The organism is Variovorax xiamenensis, assembly GCF_050916385.1.
Classification (GTDB): Bacteria; Pseudomonadota; Gammaproteobacteria; order Burkholderiales; family Burkholderiaceae_C; genus Variovorax.
In genome coordinates this window covers 5361885-5379333 of record NZ_CP139038.1, presented here as the reverse complement: position 1 = coordinate 5379333, position 17449 = coordinate 5361885, and the positions used below count along the sequence as shown (strand labels likewise).

Annotated in this window: 12 protein-coding genes; 6 read left to right on the top strand and 6 right to left on the bottom strand. The window is 69.9% G+C overall.

What is annotated here, in order from left to right; all coding sequences use genetic code 11:
* The first annotated feature begins 15 nt into the window (after window positions 1–15).
* The 5 genes from SFB74_RS24420 to SFB74_RS24400 all read left to right on the top strand — a co-directional run bounded on the left by SFB74_RS24420 (window position 16) and on the right by SFB74_RS24400 (window position 6613).
* The gene (locus tag SFB74_RS24420) at window positions 16–729 is read left to right on the top strand and encodes a response regulator transcription factor (RefSeq protein WP_432726909.1); all 714 of its coding nucleotides are present in this window, start codon (window positions 16–18) and stop codon (window positions 727–729) included.
* A complete protein-coding gene (locus SFB74_RS24415) occupies window positions 730–2082 on the top strand; it encodes a sensor histidine kinase (protein ID WP_432726908.1) in 1353 nt (450 codons plus the stop codon).
* A 134-nt stretch (window positions 2083–2216) separates the two neighbouring features.
* On the top strand, window positions 2217–3260 hold the full coding sequence (locus SFB74_RS24410; RefSeq protein WP_432726907.1) for an ABC transporter substrate-binding protein: 1044 nt from the start codon (window positions 2217–2219) through the stop codon (window positions 3258–3260).
* A 14-nt stretch (window positions 3261–3274) separates the two neighbouring features.
* On the top strand, window positions 3275–5533 hold the full coding sequence (locus tag SFB74_RS24405) for an ABC transporter permease (protein WP_432726906.1): 2259 nt from the start codon (window positions 3275–3277) through the stop codon (window positions 5531–5533).
* 27 nt (window positions 5534–5560) lie between these two features.
* A complete protein-coding gene (locus SFB74_RS24400) occupies window positions 5561–6613 on the top strand; it encodes an ABC transporter ATP-binding protein (protein WP_432726905.1) in 1053 nt (350 codons plus the stop codon).
* An 8-nt stretch (window positions 6614–6621) separates the two neighbouring features.
* Here SFB74_RS24400 and SFB74_RS24395 read toward each other — a convergent pair whose 3' ends face one another.
* Window positions 6622–7524 carry a helix-turn-helix domain-containing protein gene (locus SFB74_RS24395; RefSeq protein WP_432726903.1) on the bottom strand — a complete coding sequence of 301 codons (903 nt, stop codon included), beginning with the start codon at window positions 7522–7524 and terminating at the stop codon, window positions 6622–6624.
* 297 nt (window positions 7525–7821) lie between these two features.
* On the opposite strand from SFB74_RS24395, the gene SFB74_RS24390 reads away from it, so the two are divergent.
* Window positions 7822–8760 carry a LuxR C-terminal-related transcriptional regulator gene (locus SFB74_RS24390; protein ID WP_432726900.1) on the top strand — a complete coding sequence of 313 codons (939 nt, stop codon included), beginning with the start codon at window positions 7822–7824 and terminating at the stop codon, window positions 8758–8760.
* A 69-nt stretch (window positions 8761–8829) separates the two neighbouring features.
* Here the strand turns inward: SFB74_RS24390 and SFB74_RS24385 are convergent, their stop codons facing one another.
* Genes SFB74_RS24385 through SFB74_RS24365 form a run of 5 tightly spaced genes read right to left on the bottom strand, consistent with a single transcriptional unit; the run spans window position 8830 to window position 17448 of the window.
* Window positions 8830–10692 carry an FAD/NAD(P)-binding protein gene (locus tag SFB74_RS24385; RefSeq protein WP_432726898.1) on the bottom strand — a complete coding sequence of 621 codons (1863 nt, stop codon included), beginning with the start codon at window positions 10690–10692 and terminating at the stop codon, window positions 8830–8832.
* Entirely contained in the window at window positions 10682–11608 is a 927-nt protein-coding gene (locus SFB74_RS24380; protein ID WP_432726896.1) for a DMT family transporter, read from the bottom strand. The genes SFB74_RS24385 and SFB74_RS24380 overlap by 11 nt, the downstream gene beginning before the upstream one ends.
* Entirely contained in the window at window positions 11601–14642 is a 3042-nt protein-coding gene (locus SFB74_RS24375; RefSeq protein ID WP_432726894.1) for an AMP-binding protein, read from the bottom strand. The genes SFB74_RS24380 and SFB74_RS24375 overlap by 8 nt, the downstream gene beginning before the upstream one ends.
* Window positions 14639–16426 (bottom strand): NAD(P)/FAD-dependent oxidoreductase, encoded by a 1788-nt coding sequence (locus SFB74_RS24370; RefSeq protein WP_432726893.1) that lies wholly within the window; start codon window positions 16424–16426, stop codon window positions 14639–14641. Before SFB74_RS24370 ends, SFB74_RS24375 begins: the two co-directional genes overlap by 4 nt.
* Window positions 16423–17448, bottom strand: coding sequence for an ABC transporter ATP-binding protein (locus tag SFB74_RS24365; protein WP_432726892.1), 1026 nt, complete (start codon window positions 17446–17448; stop codon window positions 16423–16425). The genes SFB74_RS24370 and SFB74_RS24365 overlap by 4 nt, the downstream gene beginning before the upstream one ends.
* Window position 17449 lies beyond the last annotated feature (1 nt).

Below are 17449 nucleotides of genomic sequence, written 5' to 3'. Positions count from 1 at the left end.
CCCGCGGATGGCACCATGCAAGGCATGAAGCTGCTGCTGGTTGAAGACGATTTCGATCTCTCGGGCGTGCTGGGCCGAAGCCTGTCGCACCGGGGCTTCGAGGTGCTGTGCTGCGCCGACGGCATCGAGGCGCTGGCGGCGGCGCGCAAGAAGCGCTTCGACGTGGTGGTTCTCGACCTCTCGCTGCCCGGCCTCGATGGGCTGGAGTTGCTGCAGCGCTTGCGCGGCGACGGCAACCGCACTCCGGTTCTGGTGCTGACGGCGCGCGGCGCGGTGGGCGAGCGCATCGCCGGACTCAATGCCGGCGCCGACGACTATCTCGCCAAGCCCTTCGATCTCGACGAACTGATCGCCCGGCTCGGCGCGCTCACGCGCAGATTGGGCCGGGACGGCGAACTGCGCTGCGGCCGGTTGCGCTACGAGGCCGCGTCGAACGCCTTCTACCGCGACGAAAGCCCGCTGGAGCTGTCGCCGCGCGAGGCCGACCTGCTCAAGAGCCTGATGTCGCGCGTCGACCATGTGGTGCCCAGGGAAGCCCTGCGGAACGCGGTGTTCGGCGCCGACGAGGCCAATGCCGAGGCCATCGAGGTGATCGTGCACCGGCTGCGCAAGAAGCTGGCCGGCGCCAGCGTCGAGATCATGACGCTGCGCGGCGTGGGCTACCTGCTGTGCGATGACGCCAGCAGCGTGGTGCAGCAACAGCAGCAGCAGCAACGGGCGGCGCGGTAGGTGAAGGCATGGCTGCAACGACGTTTTCGCGCGGCTTCGCTGCGGCAGTTCCTGCTGGCCTGGATGCTCGGCGGGCTCTGGCTGATCGTGGGGCTCGCCACCTTGTGGCAAGCGGTCGCGGCCTTCGTCGAAGTGGCGCTTGCGCAGGACGAGCGCCTGGGCGTGGCGATATCGCAGGTGGTGCAGCAGGCCACGGTGCAGGGCGACGGCCTTGCATTCACGCACACCATCGAGCCGTTGTTCTACAGGGTGAGCAATATGCAGGGTGAGTGGCTCGGCGGCGACCGCACCCTTGCGGCCTATCCATGGCGCGGGTCGCTGCAGGTCTCGGGCCTGCCGAGTTTCTACGTCACCCAGCGCGGCGGCGAGGCGATGCGTGCCGCCGCCGCGCTGCGCCATGTGCCGGGCGCGGCGAATGGCGAGGGGGTGATCGTGCAGGTGGCGGAGCCGCTGCGCGAGCGCATCGCGCTCTGGCATGCGTTGCCGCACCGCCTGCTGGCCTGGCTCTACGCGAGTGCGGCGCTGATGTCGCTTGTGGTGCTGAGCGGGGTGACCATCGCGGCACGCTGGCTCGAACGAGCTCGCCAGGCGCTCGACGCGCGCAATGCCGATGCGCCGGACTATGACGGCCCGGCCGAGCTGAGGCCCGCTGTCGAGCGCATGCATGACCTGCATCGCCGGCAGCGCGAATGGGTCGGCCAGCAGCGCCGCTTCCTGGCCGATGCGTCGCACCAGTTGCGCACGCCGATGTCGGTGCTGCGTACGCAGCTGCAGTCGGCGATCGCGGGCGACGTGCCGCTGGCCGAGGTGCTTCCGCAGCTGCTTCACACGGTCGACAGGGCCACCGGCATGGCCAACCAGCTGCTGAGCCTGAGCAAGCTGGAGCAGCTCAAGCGGGCCGGCGAACTCAAGCCGATCGGCCTGAACGAGGTCGCGCGCGATGCCGTGATGGAACTGTCTCCCCTGATCGCGGCCAAGCGGCTCGACTTCGCGCTCGAAGGCGAGGAGCTGCAGGCGCCGGCCGATGCCCTGATGCTCGGCGAGCTGCTGCGCAACCTGCTGGCCAATGCGATCCACCACACGCCGGTGGCCGGCCGGCTGGGCGTGCTGATGCGCGGCTATGCCGACAGCACCGAACTGGTGGTGTGGGACGAAGGGCCTGGCCTCGACGACGAGGTGCAGCCCCGGCTCTTCCAGGCCTTCTCCGCGACCAAGGGCGGCGTGGGGCTGGGCCTGTCGATCTGCCGCCAGATCGCGGATGCGATGGGCGCCCGCATGGACCTGTACGACCGCGTCGACGACGGCCGCGTGATCGGTGTCGATGCGGTGGTCACCTGGGGCCAGGGCCCCTGAGCGCCGCGCCCCTCAGCGCCTTTCGGCGCCCTCCGGCGCCCTTTCCTTTCCCTGCCCATGTCGTCCGACGCCGTCGCGATCGGTGGACGATTGCGGCCTCCAGAAGCATGACGAACAACCAGGAGATGAAGAAGATGACGACGACAGGAAACACAAGCCTCCGCAGGCTCGTGCCCGCAGTGGCGCTGGCCGGGACCGCCTTGCTGGCGCAGGCCCAGGGATCGGGCCAGCTCAACGTGGTGTGCTCGGTGCAGGACGAATGGTGCTCGCTCATCAGCACCACCTTCGCGCGCAGCTCCGGCATCAAGGTCAACATGCTCAAGCGGGGGAGCGGCGAGGCGCTGGCGCAGCTGATCGCCGAGCGCACCAATCCGAAGAGCGACGTCTGGTTCGGCGGCACGGGCGATCCGCACCTGCAGGCCGCCGAACAGGACTTGACGCTGGCCTACAAGTCGCCTTCGCTCGCACAGCTGCATCCCTGGGCGCAGGCGCAGGCCGAGCAGTCGGGCTGGCGCACGGTGGGCGTGTACTCGGGGCCGCTGGGCTTTGCCTTCAACACGGAGCTGCTGGCCAAGAAGAAGCTGCCCGCGCCCAAATGCTGGAAAGACCTGCTGTCGCCCGCGCTGCGCGGCGAAGTGCAGGTGGCCAACCCCGCGAGCTCGGGCACGGCCTACACCATGATCGCCACCATCGTCCAGCTGATGGGCGAGGACAAGGCCTACGAGTACCTCAAGGGCCTGCACAGGAACGTCAGCCAGTACACCCGCTCGGGCACCGGCCCGATCAAGGCGGCTGCGCGCGGCGAGACCACGGTGTCGATCAGCTTCGTGCATGACGCGCCAGGCGAGCAGATGCAGGGCTTTCCCATCGCGACCGAAACGCCCTGCGAGGGCACGGGGGCGGAGATCGGATCGATGTCGATCGTCAAGGGCGCGCGCAATCTCGAGAACGCGAAGAAGTTCTACGAATGGGCGCTGACGCCGGCGGCGCAGCAGCTGGGCGTGGCGGCCAAGCAGTTCCAGCTGCCCTCGAACAAGGGCACGCCGCTGGACAGCCGTATCCCGGACTTCAGGAAGATCAAGTTCATCGACTACGACTACGCCAGGTACGGCCGGTCGGCGGAACGCAAGCGGCTGATCGAGCGCTGGGAGCGCGAAGTGAACGCGCTGCCGCGCTGAAACGACGGATCGACATGAAATTCCAAGATGACAACCGCGCCATCGGGCTGTGGTCCGGCCTGGGCCTCGCGGCCTTCGTGCTGCTTCCGTGGTACAGCCTGCCCGACGGCCTCTTCGGGTTGCAGGGGCTGAGCGAGCTGGCGGTCGGGCACGACACCTCGTCGGCGCTTGCGCAGGTGCTGCTGCACCATCGGCCGTGGCTGGTGCTGGGCGCGTGGCCCCTGCTGGCCGGGTTGATCGCGTCGGGCATGACGCCGGGACGCGCGCAGGGCCGCCTGCTGGCATGGAGCGGGGCGCTGGGCCTGCTCGGCGTCCTCGCGCAGGGCTTCGCCATCGGGTTGCCGAACACGGGCGAGGCTGGCGCATGGAGCGGCCTCCTCGGCATGGCCGGCGCGGGCCAGCCGGGATTCGGCTGGGGAGCGGTGGCCGTGCTCGCGTCGCTGATGATGCTCACGGCCTTCGGCGTCGCGCGCTCTGGGGCCTTCAGGGGCGACCTGTTCGTGGCCGCGGCGGTGGTCGGCAGCGGCGGCCTGCTGATGGTGTTCGTGGCCTTCCCGGTGCTGCGTGCGCTGGCTGGTGCCTTCATTGACGAGACGGGGACGCCCAGCCTCGCCGCCTGGCTGGCCCGGGTGGGCAACGAGCGCACATGGGGCCTGGGTTGCCTGAACTCGGCGCGCAACTGCGGCGTGGCCTGGAACACGCTCTTTCTCGCGGTGCTCACGGGTCTCAGCACCACGGCGCTGGGCACCTTGCTGGCGCTGATCGAAGACCGCAGCGATTCGCGCGTGCGCCGCGCCCTGCGCCTGCTGGCGCCGCTGCCGATCATCACGCCGCCTTTCGTCGTCGGCCTGGGGCTGGTGCTGCTGTTCGGCCGTGCGGGGCTGGTCAACCAGTTCCTCGAGTGGGCCTTCGGCATCGAGCCGGGGCGTTGGTTCTACGGCTGGTTCGGCGTCTGGCTGGCGCAGCTGTTCGCCTTCACGCCCATCGCTTTCATGATCGTGCGCGGCGTGGTGCAAGGCATCGGGCCGTCGCTCGAAGAGGCGTCGCAGACGCTGCGCGCCGACTCGGCCCGCACCTTCCGCAACGTGACCTTCCCGCTGATGCTGCCGGGCCTGGCCAATGCCTTCCTGGTGGGCTTCATCGAGAGCATCGCCGACTTCGGAAATCCCATCGTCGCGGGCGGCCAGTTCTCGGTGCTGTCGACCGAGATCTTCTTCGCCATCGTGGGCGCCCAGTTCGACCAGGGCAGGGCGGCCGCGCTCGCCTGGGTGCTCACGCTGTTCGCGCTGGGCGTGTTCGCACTGCAGCGCGGCGTGCTAGGTCGCAAGAGCTACACCACGGTATCGGGCAAGGGCGACGCCGGCATTCCGATGCGGCTGCCCAAGGGGCTGCGCCGGGTGGCGCTGGCCGTCGCGGTGCCGTGGCTGGTCTTCACGCTGGTGGTGTACTGCTTTGCCTTCACGGGCGGCTTCGTGCAGACCTGGGGGCGCAACTACACGCCGACGCTGGACCACTTCCGCACCGCCTTCGGCATTGCCTTCGATGGCGGCGCGATCCAGTGGGCGGGCCTGGCGTGGAACTCGCTCTTCACCACCATCCAGCTGGCCGCGATCGCGGCGCCGCTGACGACCGGGCTGGGCCTGCTGATCGCCTGGCTGCTGGCGCGCATCCAGTTTCGCGGGCAGGGTGCCTTCGAGTTCTCGGCGCTGATGGCCTTTGCGATCCCGGGCACCGTGCTGGGCGTGAGCTATGTGGTGGCCTTCAACGTGCCGCCCTTCGAGATGACGGGCAGCGGCCTGATCATCGTGATGTGCTTCATCTTCCGCAACCTGCCGGTCGGCGTGCGTGCCGGATCGGCGGCGTTCCGTCAGCTCGACAAGTCATTGGACGAAGCCTCGCTGATGCTGCGCGCCTCCACCGCGCGCACGCTGTGGTCGGTGGTGCTTCCGCTGCTGAAGCCTGCGCTCACGGCATCGCTGATCTACAGCTTCGTGCGTGCGATGACGACGGTGTCGGCGGTGATCTTCCTGGTGACGGCCGAGACCGAGCTGGCCACCACCTTCATCATCGGGCGCGTGGGGCAGGGCGACTACGGCGTGGCGCTGGCCTACAGCACGGCGCTGATCGTGTTCATGGCGCTCGCTACCGCGGCCATCCAGTGGCTGGTGGGCGACCGCAAGCTGGGCCGGCGCGCATCGGGCACGGCCCGCCCGGACCGCGAGCTGCGCCCCCGCGGGCCTGAACGCGCATCGCCGGTGGCTGCGCAGCCTTGAGTTTTCATTTTCGAAAGACAGATCCAGATGTACGGCTTCGAATTCCAGAATGTCTCCAAGCGCTACGGCGCCGCCTCCGACGCGCCGCTGGTCGTGAAGAACGTCAGCTTCGGCGTGCCCAGGGGCACGCTGACAACCATCCTCGGTCCCTCGGGCTGCGGCAAGACCACCACGCTGCGCATGCTCGCGGGGCTGGAGAGCCCGAGCTCGGGCCGCATCCTGATCGACGGCAAGGACGTGACGACGCTCGGCGCGGCGCAGCGCAACGTGAGCCTGGTGTTCCAGAGCTATGCGCTGTTCCCGCACATGAACGTGATCGAGAACGTCTCCTACGGGCTGCGCATGTCGGGCCTGCCCGTGCCGCGGGCGCGCGAGAAGGCCGCGCTGATGCTGGAGACGGTCGGGCTGCGCGGGCTGAACGAACGCACGCCCAGCGAGCTCTCGGGCGGCCAGCAGCAGCGCGTGGCGCTGGCGCGTGCGCTGGCGCTGGAGCCGGCCGTGCTGCTTTTCGACGAGCCCCTGTCCAACCTCGACGCGCGCCTGCGGCGCTCGATGCGCGAAGAGATCCGCGCGCTGCAGCAGCGGCTGGCGCTGACCGTGGCCTACGTCACGCACGACCAGAACGAGGCGCTTGCCGTCAGCGACCACATCATCGTGATGGACCAGGGCGTGATCGCCCAGCAAGGTACGCCGCAAGAGCTCTACGAGGCACCGAACTCCGAGTTCGTCGCGGGCTTCATGGGGGAGGCGATGCTGTTCGACGGCGAGTGCGGGGAGGACGGCCGCGTGTCGCTCGACGCGCTGACCGTGGTGGCGCCGCCGGGCGTGCGCCCCGGCCCGGTGAAGATCGCGGTGCGGCCCGAGGCCTGGGTGATCGGGCCGGTCGCCCACACGGGCATGGCGGCGCGCGTGCTCAAGCAGACCTACGTGGGCAGCACCATGGAATACACCTTCCGCAGCCCGCTGGGCGACATCTTCGTGGTGTCGCCCGAAGTCCGGCAGCCGCTGGCCCCTGGCGCACCGGTCAGCCTCTACCTGGCGGACCACGGCGTCTCGATCGTCGCGGCGCAAGGCGTATGACCGGGCGCCTACCCCGCGATGCCGTTCCTGGCCGAGAGTGGCTGCAGCGCGTCGAGGGCTGCGAGCCTTCTGTAGTCGCCCGGCAGCACGGCGTAGGTGCTCATGAATGTCTTGTGCAGATGGCTCTGGTCGGTGAAGCCCGCCGCATGCGCCGCATAGGTGACGTGGGCGCCGCCGGCGATCAGATCGCGGGCGTACTCGATGCGATGGCCGACCAGCATCTCGTGCGGCGTGAAGCCCCAGGCGGCGCTGAATCGACGCTGCACGTGCACGGGGTGCCAGCCGACCGCGTCGGCCAGGCTGTCCAGCGTCATGCGCTGATGAAAGCCGGAGGCGATGATGGCGTAGAGCCGGTTCAGGCGTTCGTCGCCGCTGTCGGGGAACGGCCGCTCCGCGTCGAGGGGAGAGTCGTCCTCCGCCGGCGAGGGGGCGGGCAGCCATTGCGCGAGGCGCCTGCGCAGCAAGGCGCGGCCCGCCGCGATGTCGTCGGGATCGCCGGTGCTCGTTGGAACGAACAGCAGGCGGTGGCATTCGAGGAATTCGAGCGCCGCGGCGGCATCGATGAATACCGAGACACCCGAGTCGTCCTCCAGCCGCGCGAACGGCAGGGCGTCGTCCGGCGGGCTGATGCAGCGCGCCACGGCGAGGCTGCAGAAGAGGGCGTCCTCGCGCCAGGACGGGGTGCGCGCCTGCACCGAGTGCCAGACATGCGGCGCAATGCGAAACAGTGCGCCCGGCGGCACCACGGTGACGCGGGTGCCGCTGCGCACCTGGAGTTCGGTGTCGGCCACCGCGAGCGTGAAGCCCACGTGCCTGTGCGGCCGGACTTCGCGATGGCGAAACCGGTTGATCGTGAATTGAAGACCTGCGAGATCCGCGTCTCGCCAGTACTGGGAGGCAGGCTGCGCCATGGAGGACCGGGTGTGTGCGGAGGTCGGGCTTTTGCCTCGCGCGGTGTGCAGCATGCCAGCGCAGTCCGCATCTGTGAAGCCTCGGCCGCGAACGGACCCGCGCATGCAGCCCATTGTTCAGGCGAAGGTATTCAATTGGATGCGCGGGCTGCGGGTCACTGCCGCTCGCCACCCGTCCGGGAGGGGGCAAATGCGTCGGAAGCTAAAAATTTACAAGGCGGTGAGCACACCCTTGCGGTACTTTGACCCCAAGTCCGTCGCCCTCTCCGGTATGGCGGCACATCCTTCAGGCCTCCCATGATTCTGTCTACCTTGTTTCATCGTGCCTCGCCGGCGTCGGCGGCGGAGGCGCAGGACTTCGATCCGGTGCAGCGGTCGAACGTAGAGTCGCAACCCGCCAATCCGGTTCCGCAGTTCTACGACGAAGAACACCTTTACCTGCCGCGAAGCGCGCGGCCCCACGCGGGCGACGTGCCGGCCATAGTCGGCGAGCTGATGGATGCGCCCAGCACCGAAGCCCGCGCGGCATTGGTGCGCAGCATGCTCCACGCGCTCGATTTCGACTGGCTGGGCTACGGCGCGGTGGCGTACATGCGGGGCCACTGGTGGCCGCTGAGCTTCTTCACCGCCTACGCGAACCCCGAATGGACGAAGCGCTACTTCGCCCACAACTACTGCGGTGTCGATCTCCGGCAGCAGGGCGTGCCCGCCTCCAGCCTCCCGCTGGCGTGGGACGTGGCCCGGCTCGAAGCCCTGGCGGCGGAGACATCGGACGAGCTGAGCGAGGAGCGGCAGCGGTTTCTCGACGACCTGTATGCCAGCGGCATCCGCAGCGGGCTGCTGTTCCGTCTTGCGTCTCCCACGCACGTGAACCAGCACACGGTGATCAGCCTGCTGTCGCGCAGGCCCGGAAGCGACTGGATCACCGACAGCGTGATCGGGCAGGGGCTGATCCTGGGCCTGAGCGTGCACGAGTACGTGTCGCGCCACACGCGCATCGTCGGAGCGCCGGGCACTGGCCGCATCGAGATCTCGGCGACGCAGCAGGACATCCTCCAGCATCTGCTGCAGGGCCGCAGCGACAAGGAAATCGCCAACCGGCTCGACCTGTCGTCCCATACCGTGGACTACCACATGCGCCAGTTGCGCCGCCGCTTCGCCGCACGAAACAGGGTGCAGCTCGTGAACGCGGTGCAGCAGGGCGACAGCGATTTCGGCGTACTGAGCGAAATCTAGGAACCGACGGTCCGGCGCGCACTGCGCTGGACCTCCCAGCCAGGGCGACCTGCCGCGCCCGGGCAGCGTTCAGCCGTCGCGCTCGAACGCCGGCGTATCGGCTGCCTGCACGCTCCCGGCGGGCACCGGTGAGAGCCGCTCCCACAGGGCGTCGAGCGCCGCCTGGATGCTGTCGAAGACCCGCGACCGGCTCTTGGGCGAAGGCAGGTAGTGGTTGAAGTAGCGCAGGCCTTCGGTCGGTACGCCGAGCAGCGTCAGCTGGAGCACCGGCAGGCCCGTCGCGTCGAGCGGATGCCCGAGGGCGTCGGTACGCGGCATCCGCCTCTGCGTGTCCACCGCGTGCGGCAGCGCGGCACCGGCGCACAGCCCCGAGCGGCACAGCGCGGCGAGCAGGGAGTCGTCCGCCGCGTCGATGGCGCCGTGCCCCGAGCGTCCGTGCACCAGATGATCGAGGCAGGCCACGAAGGGCGTGTCGAAAGCGCGGGAGCGTGCCCGCCAGACGCCGAGCGCCGCATCGCGTTCGAGCACGGGCGAAGGACCGAGATCGGCGCGAAGCAACCCGGCACGCATCAGCGCCAGCCACTCGAGTCCGCGCGCGATCGGCGGGCCCACGACCAGCTGCGAGATCCGCGGCGCCACCACGTCGAAGAAACGGCGACGCGACGCCGGCGTGAGCGCATCGAACTCCACCGCCTGGCGGATGAAGCCGCGCAACACGCGAAGCATCTCCACCGCGTACTTGTAGGGGCTGTCCGCTTCGCCCTTGAGTGCTTCGCCCACATCGAATCTCAGGCGCGCCGCGAAGGCCGCGCTGAATTCCGCGGCGCTGCGCTGCGACGGCGCGGGCACCGACGCGAGCAGCACTTCCGGCAAGAACTCCACCATCGACGGCAGGACCGTTTCGCAAAAGGCCCGGACATCGGCCGGCGCGAGCACGCAGAGCGCGCGCCGGTAGGCAGCCGCCGCGTCGGCGCCCTGCGACAGCGTCAATGCGCGCATCAGATAGGTCGCGCGCATCTCGGCCGCAAGCACCGGCAGCAGGTCTTCGTCGAGCTGCAGGCCTTCGGGCCCCCGTGCTGCCCGCCTCAGGGCCAGGTAGGTATCGGTGCAGAAGATCGGAGCGAAGCTGCCGGACAGGTCGAGCGATTGGGCGGGCCGGCATGCGAACGGCGCGCCGCTGCGCGAGTGGACGAACATGACGGGTTCGCGGCCGCTGGGCAGGTAGCGCAGCATGCCGTCTTCCTCGCGCGCGAAGCGCCCGCCGCGGCCCACGGTGAGCGCCGCCACCACGTCGACCGCCACCAGCCCGGTACCCGAGATGCCCACTGCCGATCCGGCTTCGATGCGCGCCTGCAGCGGCGCCAGCGGATAGGGGGCTATAGGCCTTGCATGCGACGAGGGCTGTGTCTTGCCGGTGGAATTCGCCAGCCCGTGGCCGGTGCAGAGAAAGACATGGTCCACCGTGAGTGCCGGGCCGTTGTCCAGGCGCACGCGTGCCTTTCCCTCGGCCACGAGCGATACGTCGAGCGCGCGCTGGCGAACCGACGAGATCCGCAGGTGCGATGGCGCGTTGTCGCACAGTACCGCGTGCACGTGGCGCAGGTAGGCGCCGAAGAGCGCGCGCGGCAGGAAGCCGTGGGCATCGGCCTCGATGTCGCGCGCCTCGCGCAGCCAGTCGATGAACGGCATCGCACCCGTGAGCGGCGGCTCGCCGAAATGGCGTGCGCTGAAGCTGTCGAGCTGGCCGGTGACGGTGTTGAGCAGCAGGAAGTCTTCCTGCAGTGGCTTGTGCAGGCCCGGCCCCGGCTCGTCAGGATCGATCAGGTGCACCGTGAGCGCGAGCTGCGGTTGCCGGCGCGCGGCGGTGACCAGCCGGTCGAGCACCGCCAGGCCCCAGGGACCGGCGCCGACGATCGCGATCTCAACCTGCACGGCGCAGCTCCCGGCCAGGCCTGCCCGGCAGCGTGACGAGCATCACCCCGACGACGATCAGCGCGCTCGCGGCCAGCAGGCTCCAGCTCACAGGCTCGGACAGGAAAACCACGCCGAACCCCACGCTGACCAGCGCCCGCAGATAGGCGTTGCTGGTGGTGGCGACCGGGCCCAGCGTGCGTATCAGCCGGAAGAAGATGACGCTGGCGAACGCGGTGGACAGCACCGCGAGCGCCAGCACCGCGAGCGTGGCCTCGAGGCCCGGCGCCAGCGTCCACGGCCGGTCGAGCGCGAGGCTGACCGGCAGCATGGTGAGCCCGCCGCACAGCAGCGAGCCTGCAGCGGTGACCACGGCCGGCTGGTCGCCGAAGCGGTGGCCGAACACCGCGCCGCACGCGTAGGACGCGCTCGCGCCCAGGACCGCCACGATCGCGAGAAAGTCGCTTTGCCCCAACGCGGCGATCGAGCCGGTGCCGACGATCTTGGCGACGCCCGCGAGCCCGAGCAGCACGCCCACGAACTTCGTGAGCACGAAAGGTGCCGAGCCGACGACGAACACCGACAGCATGAAGGCGAAGAGCGGCACGGTCGCGTTGAGAACACCCGCGAGGCCGCTCGCGATATGCAGTTCGCCCCAGCCGATCAGCGTGAAGGGCAGCGCGCCTTGCAGCAGCCCCTGAACCCAGAGCGCGCCCCAGCGGCCGGCGCGCGCCGGAAAGGCGAAGCCCTTCGCCATGGCCAGCGCGGTCAGCAGTGCACCTCCGAGCAGGATGCGGATCGCGGCCAGCGTGGCCGGCGGATAGTCGGCCACGGCGATCTTGATCAGCGTGAACGAGCCGCCCCAAAGGACTGCGAGCAGCACCAGCAGCAGGTATTCGCTGGCCGGCGCCGGATTCTTCGTCGTTGTCTCAGGCATGGCTCAGCTCCTGCAGGTGTGCGCAATAGTCCGTGAAGCACACTTCGATCCCGGCCCGGGTGAGCAGGCCGGCGCGGTACTGGATCTCGATGTGCGTGGCGTCGTGCCATCCGCGGATCAGCATCAGAAGGTCGTACTTCAACCGGTAGCCGCGGTCCGCATGCCGCACCGTCGCGAGGGCGGGGGCATCGCCTGTACCTTGCGGCATGAAGTTGAGAGAGAAGCCGGTCAACGGATTGCGATCGGCATCGAATGGCAGCCCGAGTTCGTCGAGCATCTGGTCGAACTGGCACTCCTGGCTGCGCGCGGCGAGTGCGATGCCGTCGCGCACGTTCTCGATCAACTGGCGTGCCGGCAGTGTGCCCAGCCGCGAGACGCGCAGCGGCACCAGGTTGATGAAGTCGCCGATGGCCTGTGCGATCTGGGGATGGGCGCGGCCGGCCAGAGGAGTCACGACCACCAAGTCGTCGGAGCCGGTCAGCGCCGAGAGCCAGCGAAAGTACGCGGCCACGAACAGCACATAGGGCGTGCACTTCAGCCGGCGCGCCGCCGCGCCGACTGCGTCGCGCAAGGGGCCGGGCAAGGCGGCTTCTATCGCATGGCAGCGCTGCGGATCGTCGCAGGGCAGCTTGTTCGGCAGATAGCGGTGCCGGTAGGGCGGGCCGAGCAGCGCGCGGAAGTGCGCGTGAGCGTCTTGCGCCGCGGCGGCACTCGCGTGTGCCCAGGCCGCGATGTCGCGCATCGACGGCGGCGCCGGCGTCGCCCAGGGCAGGCCAGAGAGGCGCGCTGCCAGCTCGCGCGCGAGCAGTCCCTGGCTGGTGCCGTCGCTGACCAGATGGTGGACGGTCCACAACAGCCGGCGCCGCTCGCCGGGCAAGGCGAGCAGGGTGGCGCGAAACAGCGGCGCGTCGGCGAACAGCGGGATCTCCGCCTCGCCTTCGGCCACCCGCAGCGCGTCGATGCGGTGCGCGAGCGCCGTCGCATCGAGCGCGCCGAGGTCGAGGTGGGGCACCACGATGTCCGCTGTCGGAACGATCGACTGGCGCACCACACCCTCTTCGTCGAGGTCGAAGCGCAGGCAGAGGCTGTCATGGCGCAGTGCGATCTCGGTCAGCGCGCGTTCCACCGCGTAGGTATCGACCCCGTCGGGCAGCTCGAACAGCGCCACCATGTTGCACCAGTTGCGGTTGCCGCCCGCGCAGAAGGTGCGGAAGTAGCGCCACTGCTGCGGGCTCAATGCGAACCAGCGCGTGCGCGGCGTGGGCGGTATCGGCGCGGGCGCGGCGGCATCGGCCGTTCGCAGATGCTGCGCCAGTTCGCGCGCGGTGGGGGCATGCATCAGCAACAGCGGCTGCGCATGCACGCCGAGTTGCGCTTCGAGTTCCGCGCACAGCAGCATCGCCGCGAGCGAATCGCCGCCGAGCGCGAAGAAGTCGTCGTCGACACCGACATGCGCCTGCCGCAGTACCCGCGCGATCGCGGCGGCCACGCCGAGTGCGAGCTCGTCGGCATCCGCCGGATCGACGTCTGCGCGCAGTGGCGGCGCGGGCAGGCGCGCGCGATCGAGCTTGCCGTTGGGCGTGAGCGGCAGCGCATCGAGAGCGACCAGGTGGCTAGGAACCGCCGCCGCCGGCAGGCGCTCGGCGAGGAATGGGCGCAGGCTCCGCCGTACGGCCTGTGCGTCCGCTTGCGTGCTGAAGTAGCCCACGAGCTGTTGAGCGCCGCCTTCTTCGCTGGTCACGCACAAGACTGCGGCGTCGGTCACCGACTCGTGCGATTGCATCACCGCCGCAACGCCCGCGGGCTCGATGCGAGTGCCGAGGATCTTGACCTGGTGGTCCTTGCGCCCGCGCAGGTGCAGTGCGCCGTTGTCGTCGAGGAAGCCGAGATCGCCGCTCAGGTAGGCCGGCTCCGCATCGAGAACGACGAAGCGCGTGGCCGAGGGCTCCGCCGGGTCCAGGTAGCCGAGCGAGCGATGCACCGTGCGGATTGCGACCTCGCCGAGGCAGCCCGCGCCCAGCGGCCGCAGCGCCTCGTCGACGATGCTGACGTTGACTTCAGGCAGCGGCAGGCCGCAGCACTGAATGCCCTCTGGCGCGGGCGTGGGCACGCGGGCGCAGAACTTCGCGAGCGTGGTCTCGGTCGGCCCGTACAGGTTGTAGACCTCGCTCGCCGGAAATGCCGCGCGCCAGCGCTCGACCAGCGCGCTGCCCAGCGGCTCGCCCGCGAACAGCGTGTGGCGCAGCGTGTCGTTGCGGGCACCCGCGGGCAGGCCCGCCAGGCAGGCCTGGGCCAGCGACGGCACCGCGTGGAGCACGCTGACCGCCATCGTGGCCAGCCAGCCGGGCATGCCGGCCGGGGTCATCGGGGAATCTTCAGGCGGCAGGCAGCCGGTCACGCGCGCGACGACCGGAAGCAGCAGGTCGCGCAGCACCACGTCGAACGACAGGCGGGTGAGAACGCCCACGCGGTCGCCGGGCTGCAGGCCGAGCATGCCGGCTTCCCACGCCAGGAAGTGCGCGAGGCCGCCGCGTCGCCCGAGGATGCCCTTGGGGCTGCCCGTCGTGCCGGACGTGAAGAAGATGTAGCAGCCGGCATCGGGCGCCGTCTCCGGCAGGATCAGGTCGTCGAGCGTCCATCCGGGCTGTGGCGACAGCTCGCCGGGAATGCAGGCGACGCCGGTCGCTTCCAGCGGTGCCTGCTTCGCGAAATCGATCGCAAGCGCGGGTGTCGATGCGTCCAGCATCGCCTGCTTGCGCGCGCGCGGCAGTGCCGCGTCGATCGGCACGACGACCACGCCTTCGAGCAGGCATCCCACGAGCATGGCCACCAGGCCGCGCGAAGCCGTGCCATGCAGCGCCACGCGATCGCCGGGCTTCATGCCGTGCCGGCGCAGCAGCGCCACCTGCGCGACCACGAGGGCCGCGAACTCCTCGCGGCGCATCGATCCTTCGGCATCGACCCACAGCGTCGCCGCACCGGTACGCATGCCGTCGCGCAGCAGCGCGGTGAGAGAAGGCTGCCGCGCGTTCATGCCGCCACCTCGAACACGTCGGCAAAACGCCGCGGGTGGTAGAGCGTGTGCATGGCATGCGGACGCGCCTCGAGCGCGCAGGCCACGGCTTCGGCGACGGCCGGCGATTGCGCGAAGCCGCCGGTGTTGTGGCCGCCGCTGAGTACCAGCTTGCCGCCCGAATCGGTCTCCTGCACCTCGAGCACGCCCAGGCCCGAGGGCGTCCACGGGCGCACGCAGAACCCGGGGCGCTCGCCGAGCATGCCGCTCTGCCGGGCGCGCAGGAACTTGTCGCCGAAGAGTTCTTCCGCCGTTTCCATCACGCAGCGTGCGAGTTCGGGCAGGTCGGCAAGCCGCACGTCACCGGCGCAGGCGCCGACGAAGCCGTGTCCCGAACTGCAGTGCAATACGGGCCGTCCGGTCGGGTCGCGGCCGGGCACGATGTTGGCGCCCTGCGCCGCCTCGGCACTGCCGAAGGAGCGGCGGCGCACCTTGAGCGGTGCGTGCAGCGGTGCTCCGTCGTTGGGCAGCGTGACCCACATGCCCACCATCGCGCCGATGGCGGCCAGGCCCGTCGTCCCCGGCGCAAGGCCTCGCGCCTGCGCACCGGGCGAGAGCACATAGTGGTCGGCGCGCCGCAGTGCGCCGTTGACGACGATGCCCGTCACCGCACCCGAGTCTGCGTGCCGCACCTCGCCAGCTTCCTGCTGCCAATGAAAGCGCGCACCGAGGCGCTCGAGCAGCGTGATCAGGTTGCGGCAGAACGAGACGATGTTGAGCGAGAAGCCGTGCACTTCCAGTGCGCCGGCGATGGCGCTGGAGTCGATCGCGCCGCTCAAGGCAGGTTCGCGCTCGCGCAGCTGGGGCAGGGCGAGCGTGTCGAGCAGCGCGCCGATCTCGGCTTCGGCCGTCTGCGCCGCGCGCAGCGACGCATCGCTCGGGTAGATGCGCAGCAGCCGTCCTACATGGTGCGTCTCGCGCAGCAGCTCTGGATAGAGGCTGAATAAATCGAGCCACAGCCGGTGGCTTTGACGGTTGAAGCCGACGATGTCGTTGCCATACTGCAGCGCTGCCCACGGCGGCACCTGTTCCAGTTGCGCGATCCAGCGGCGATCGGTGTCCGACAGGGTCTCGTAGCGGCGCGAGAGCCAGCCGTCCTGCGCGATGCCCAGGCGGAAGCGCGGCGTATCGTGCGGCGCATGCAGCGGCGAACAGGCCAGGTGATGACGCGATTCGTTGTACGAGAAGATGCGCGCATCCCTGCCGCCGAAGGTCGCGCCGGTGTGCTCGGGCCGAGGCGTGCCGTGCGCGCGCGGATCGGCCATGCGGTCGAACACCGAGACCCGATGGCCGCGCCGGCACAGTGCCAGTGCCGTGACGAGATTGACCACGCCCGCGCCCACCAGCATCACCTCGCCCGCTTCACGCGCACGGGCCTTCATGCGCAGCGCATGGCGCGGGCGGCACAGCGATTCGGCGAGCAGGAAGGCTTCGTACTCGGCGCGTTCCCAGGTCGAGCCGGTGACGAAGGCACAGCGCGCCGCGAGTGCCGGTGACTCGATCGCGGCCCGCGCGGCCACAAGGCCGCAGAAGACGAAGCGGCAGGCCGGGATGTTCGCCGCAATCGCGGACGCCGCTTCGAACTGCGATTCGCGCGCGATCACCACGTCGGGCGCGAGCGCGGAGAGCTCCGCGGCAACGCAATGAGGCGCCTTGGCCGCGAGGTCGGGTCGCAGGACGATGTTGCGCCCGACGAAGACATCGACCGAGGCCCGTGCGAGCCAGCACATGACGACGATCTTCATGCGCTCGCCGCCCCCTCGACCAGATGGCAGGCGACCCAGCGGTCTCCGGCCACGCGAGCGAGCGCGGGAACCTCCTCGGCGCAACGCCGCGTCGCGCGCGGGCAGCGCGGATGGAAATGGCAGCCGCGCGGCGGATTCAGCGGCGAGGGAATCTCGCCCCGGATCGCGACGAAGGCCTTCTTGCGCACCTCGAGCTTCGGCGCCTCGGCCAGCAGGCCCTCGGTGTAGGGGTGCAGCGGCTGCTCGAAGAGCGCGTCCGCACCCGCGGATTCGACCACCCGCCCGAGATACATCACCACCACGCGGTCGCTGATGTGCCGCACCACGCCGAGGTCGTGGCTGATGAAAAGGTAGGTGAGCGCGAGTTCCTCGCGCAGCGCCATGAACAGGTTGATCACCTGCGCCTGGATGGATACGTCGAGCGCGGCCACCGCCTCGTCGCAGATCAGCAGCCGGGGCCGTACGGCCAGTGCGCGCGCGATGCCGATGCGCGCGCGCTGCCCGCCCGAGAACTGGTGCGGGAAGCGGCGCATGAAGCCGGCGTCCAGGCCGACCTTCTGCATCAGCGCGGCCACATGCGCCTCCTGCTCCTTCGCGTCGACCAGCCCGTGCGCCACGGGCGCCTCGCCGATGATCTGGCGCACGCGCATGCGCGGATTGAGGCTCGCGTACGGGTCCTGGAAGATCATCTGCACGCCGAGCATGTCGCGCCGGTGTTCGCTTGCCGAGAGCCGTCGCTTGCGCAGCTCGGCGTTCTCGCCCTGCCACCACCGCTCGCCTTCGCTCAGCGCTTGCAGGCCTGCGGCCATGCGCCCGAGTGTCGACTTGCCGCAGCCCGATTCGCCCACCAGTCCGACCACCTCGCCCGGGCGCACCGCGAGCGAGACACCGTCGACGGCATGCACGGTGCGCGCGGGCACCGGTGCGCCGAACAGGCGCGCAATCTTCGCCACGGCATCGGGCTTGCGGACGAAACGCTTGGTGCTGGCGCGCAGCTCGAGCAACGGGGTGACGGCATCCATG

What these genes read in the sequence shown, in the direction of transcription:
- SFB74_RS24410 (WP_432726907.1), top strand. Translation starts at nt 2,217, where the DNA reads ATGACGACGACAGGAAACACAAGCCTCCGCAGGCTCGTGCCCGCAGTG.
- SFB74_RS24380 (WP_432726896.1), bottom strand. Translation starts at nt 11,608, where the DNA reads ATGCCTGAGACAACGACGAAGAATCCGGCGCCGGCCAGCGAATACCTG.
- SFB74_RS24405 (WP_432726906.1), top strand. Translation starts at nt 3,275, where the DNA reads ATGAAATTCCAAGATGACAACCGCGCCATCGGGCTGTGGTCCGGCCTG.
- SFB74_RS24420 (WP_432726909.1), top strand. Translation starts at nt 16, where the DNA reads ATGCAAGGCATGAAGCTGCTGCTGGTTGAAGACGATTTCGATCTCTCG.
- SFB74_RS24400 (WP_432726905.1), top strand. Translation starts at nt 5,561, where the DNA reads ATGTACGGCTTCGAATTCCAGAATGTCTCCAAGCGCTACGGCGCCGCC.
- SFB74_RS24390 (WP_432726900.1), top strand. Translation starts at nt 7,822, where the DNA reads ATGATTCTGTCTACCTTGTTTCATCGTGCCTCGCCGGCGTCGGCGGCG.
- SFB74_RS24395 (WP_432726903.1), bottom strand. Translation starts at nt 7,524, where the DNA reads ATGGCGCAGCCTGCCTCCCAGTACTGGCGAGACGCGGATCTCGCAGGT.
- SFB74_RS24375 (WP_432726894.1), bottom strand. Translation starts at nt 14,642, where the DNA reads ATGAACGCGCGGCAGCCTTCTCTCACCGCGCTGCTGCGCGACGGCATG.
- SFB74_RS24365 (WP_432726892.1), bottom strand. Translation starts at nt 17,448, where the DNA reads ATGGATGCCGTCACCCCGTTGCTCGAGCTGCGCGCCAGCACCAAGCGT.
- SFB74_RS24370 (WP_432726893.1), bottom strand. Translation starts at nt 16,426, where the DNA reads ATGAAGATCGTCGTCATGTGCTGGCTCGCACGGGCCTCGGTCGATGTC.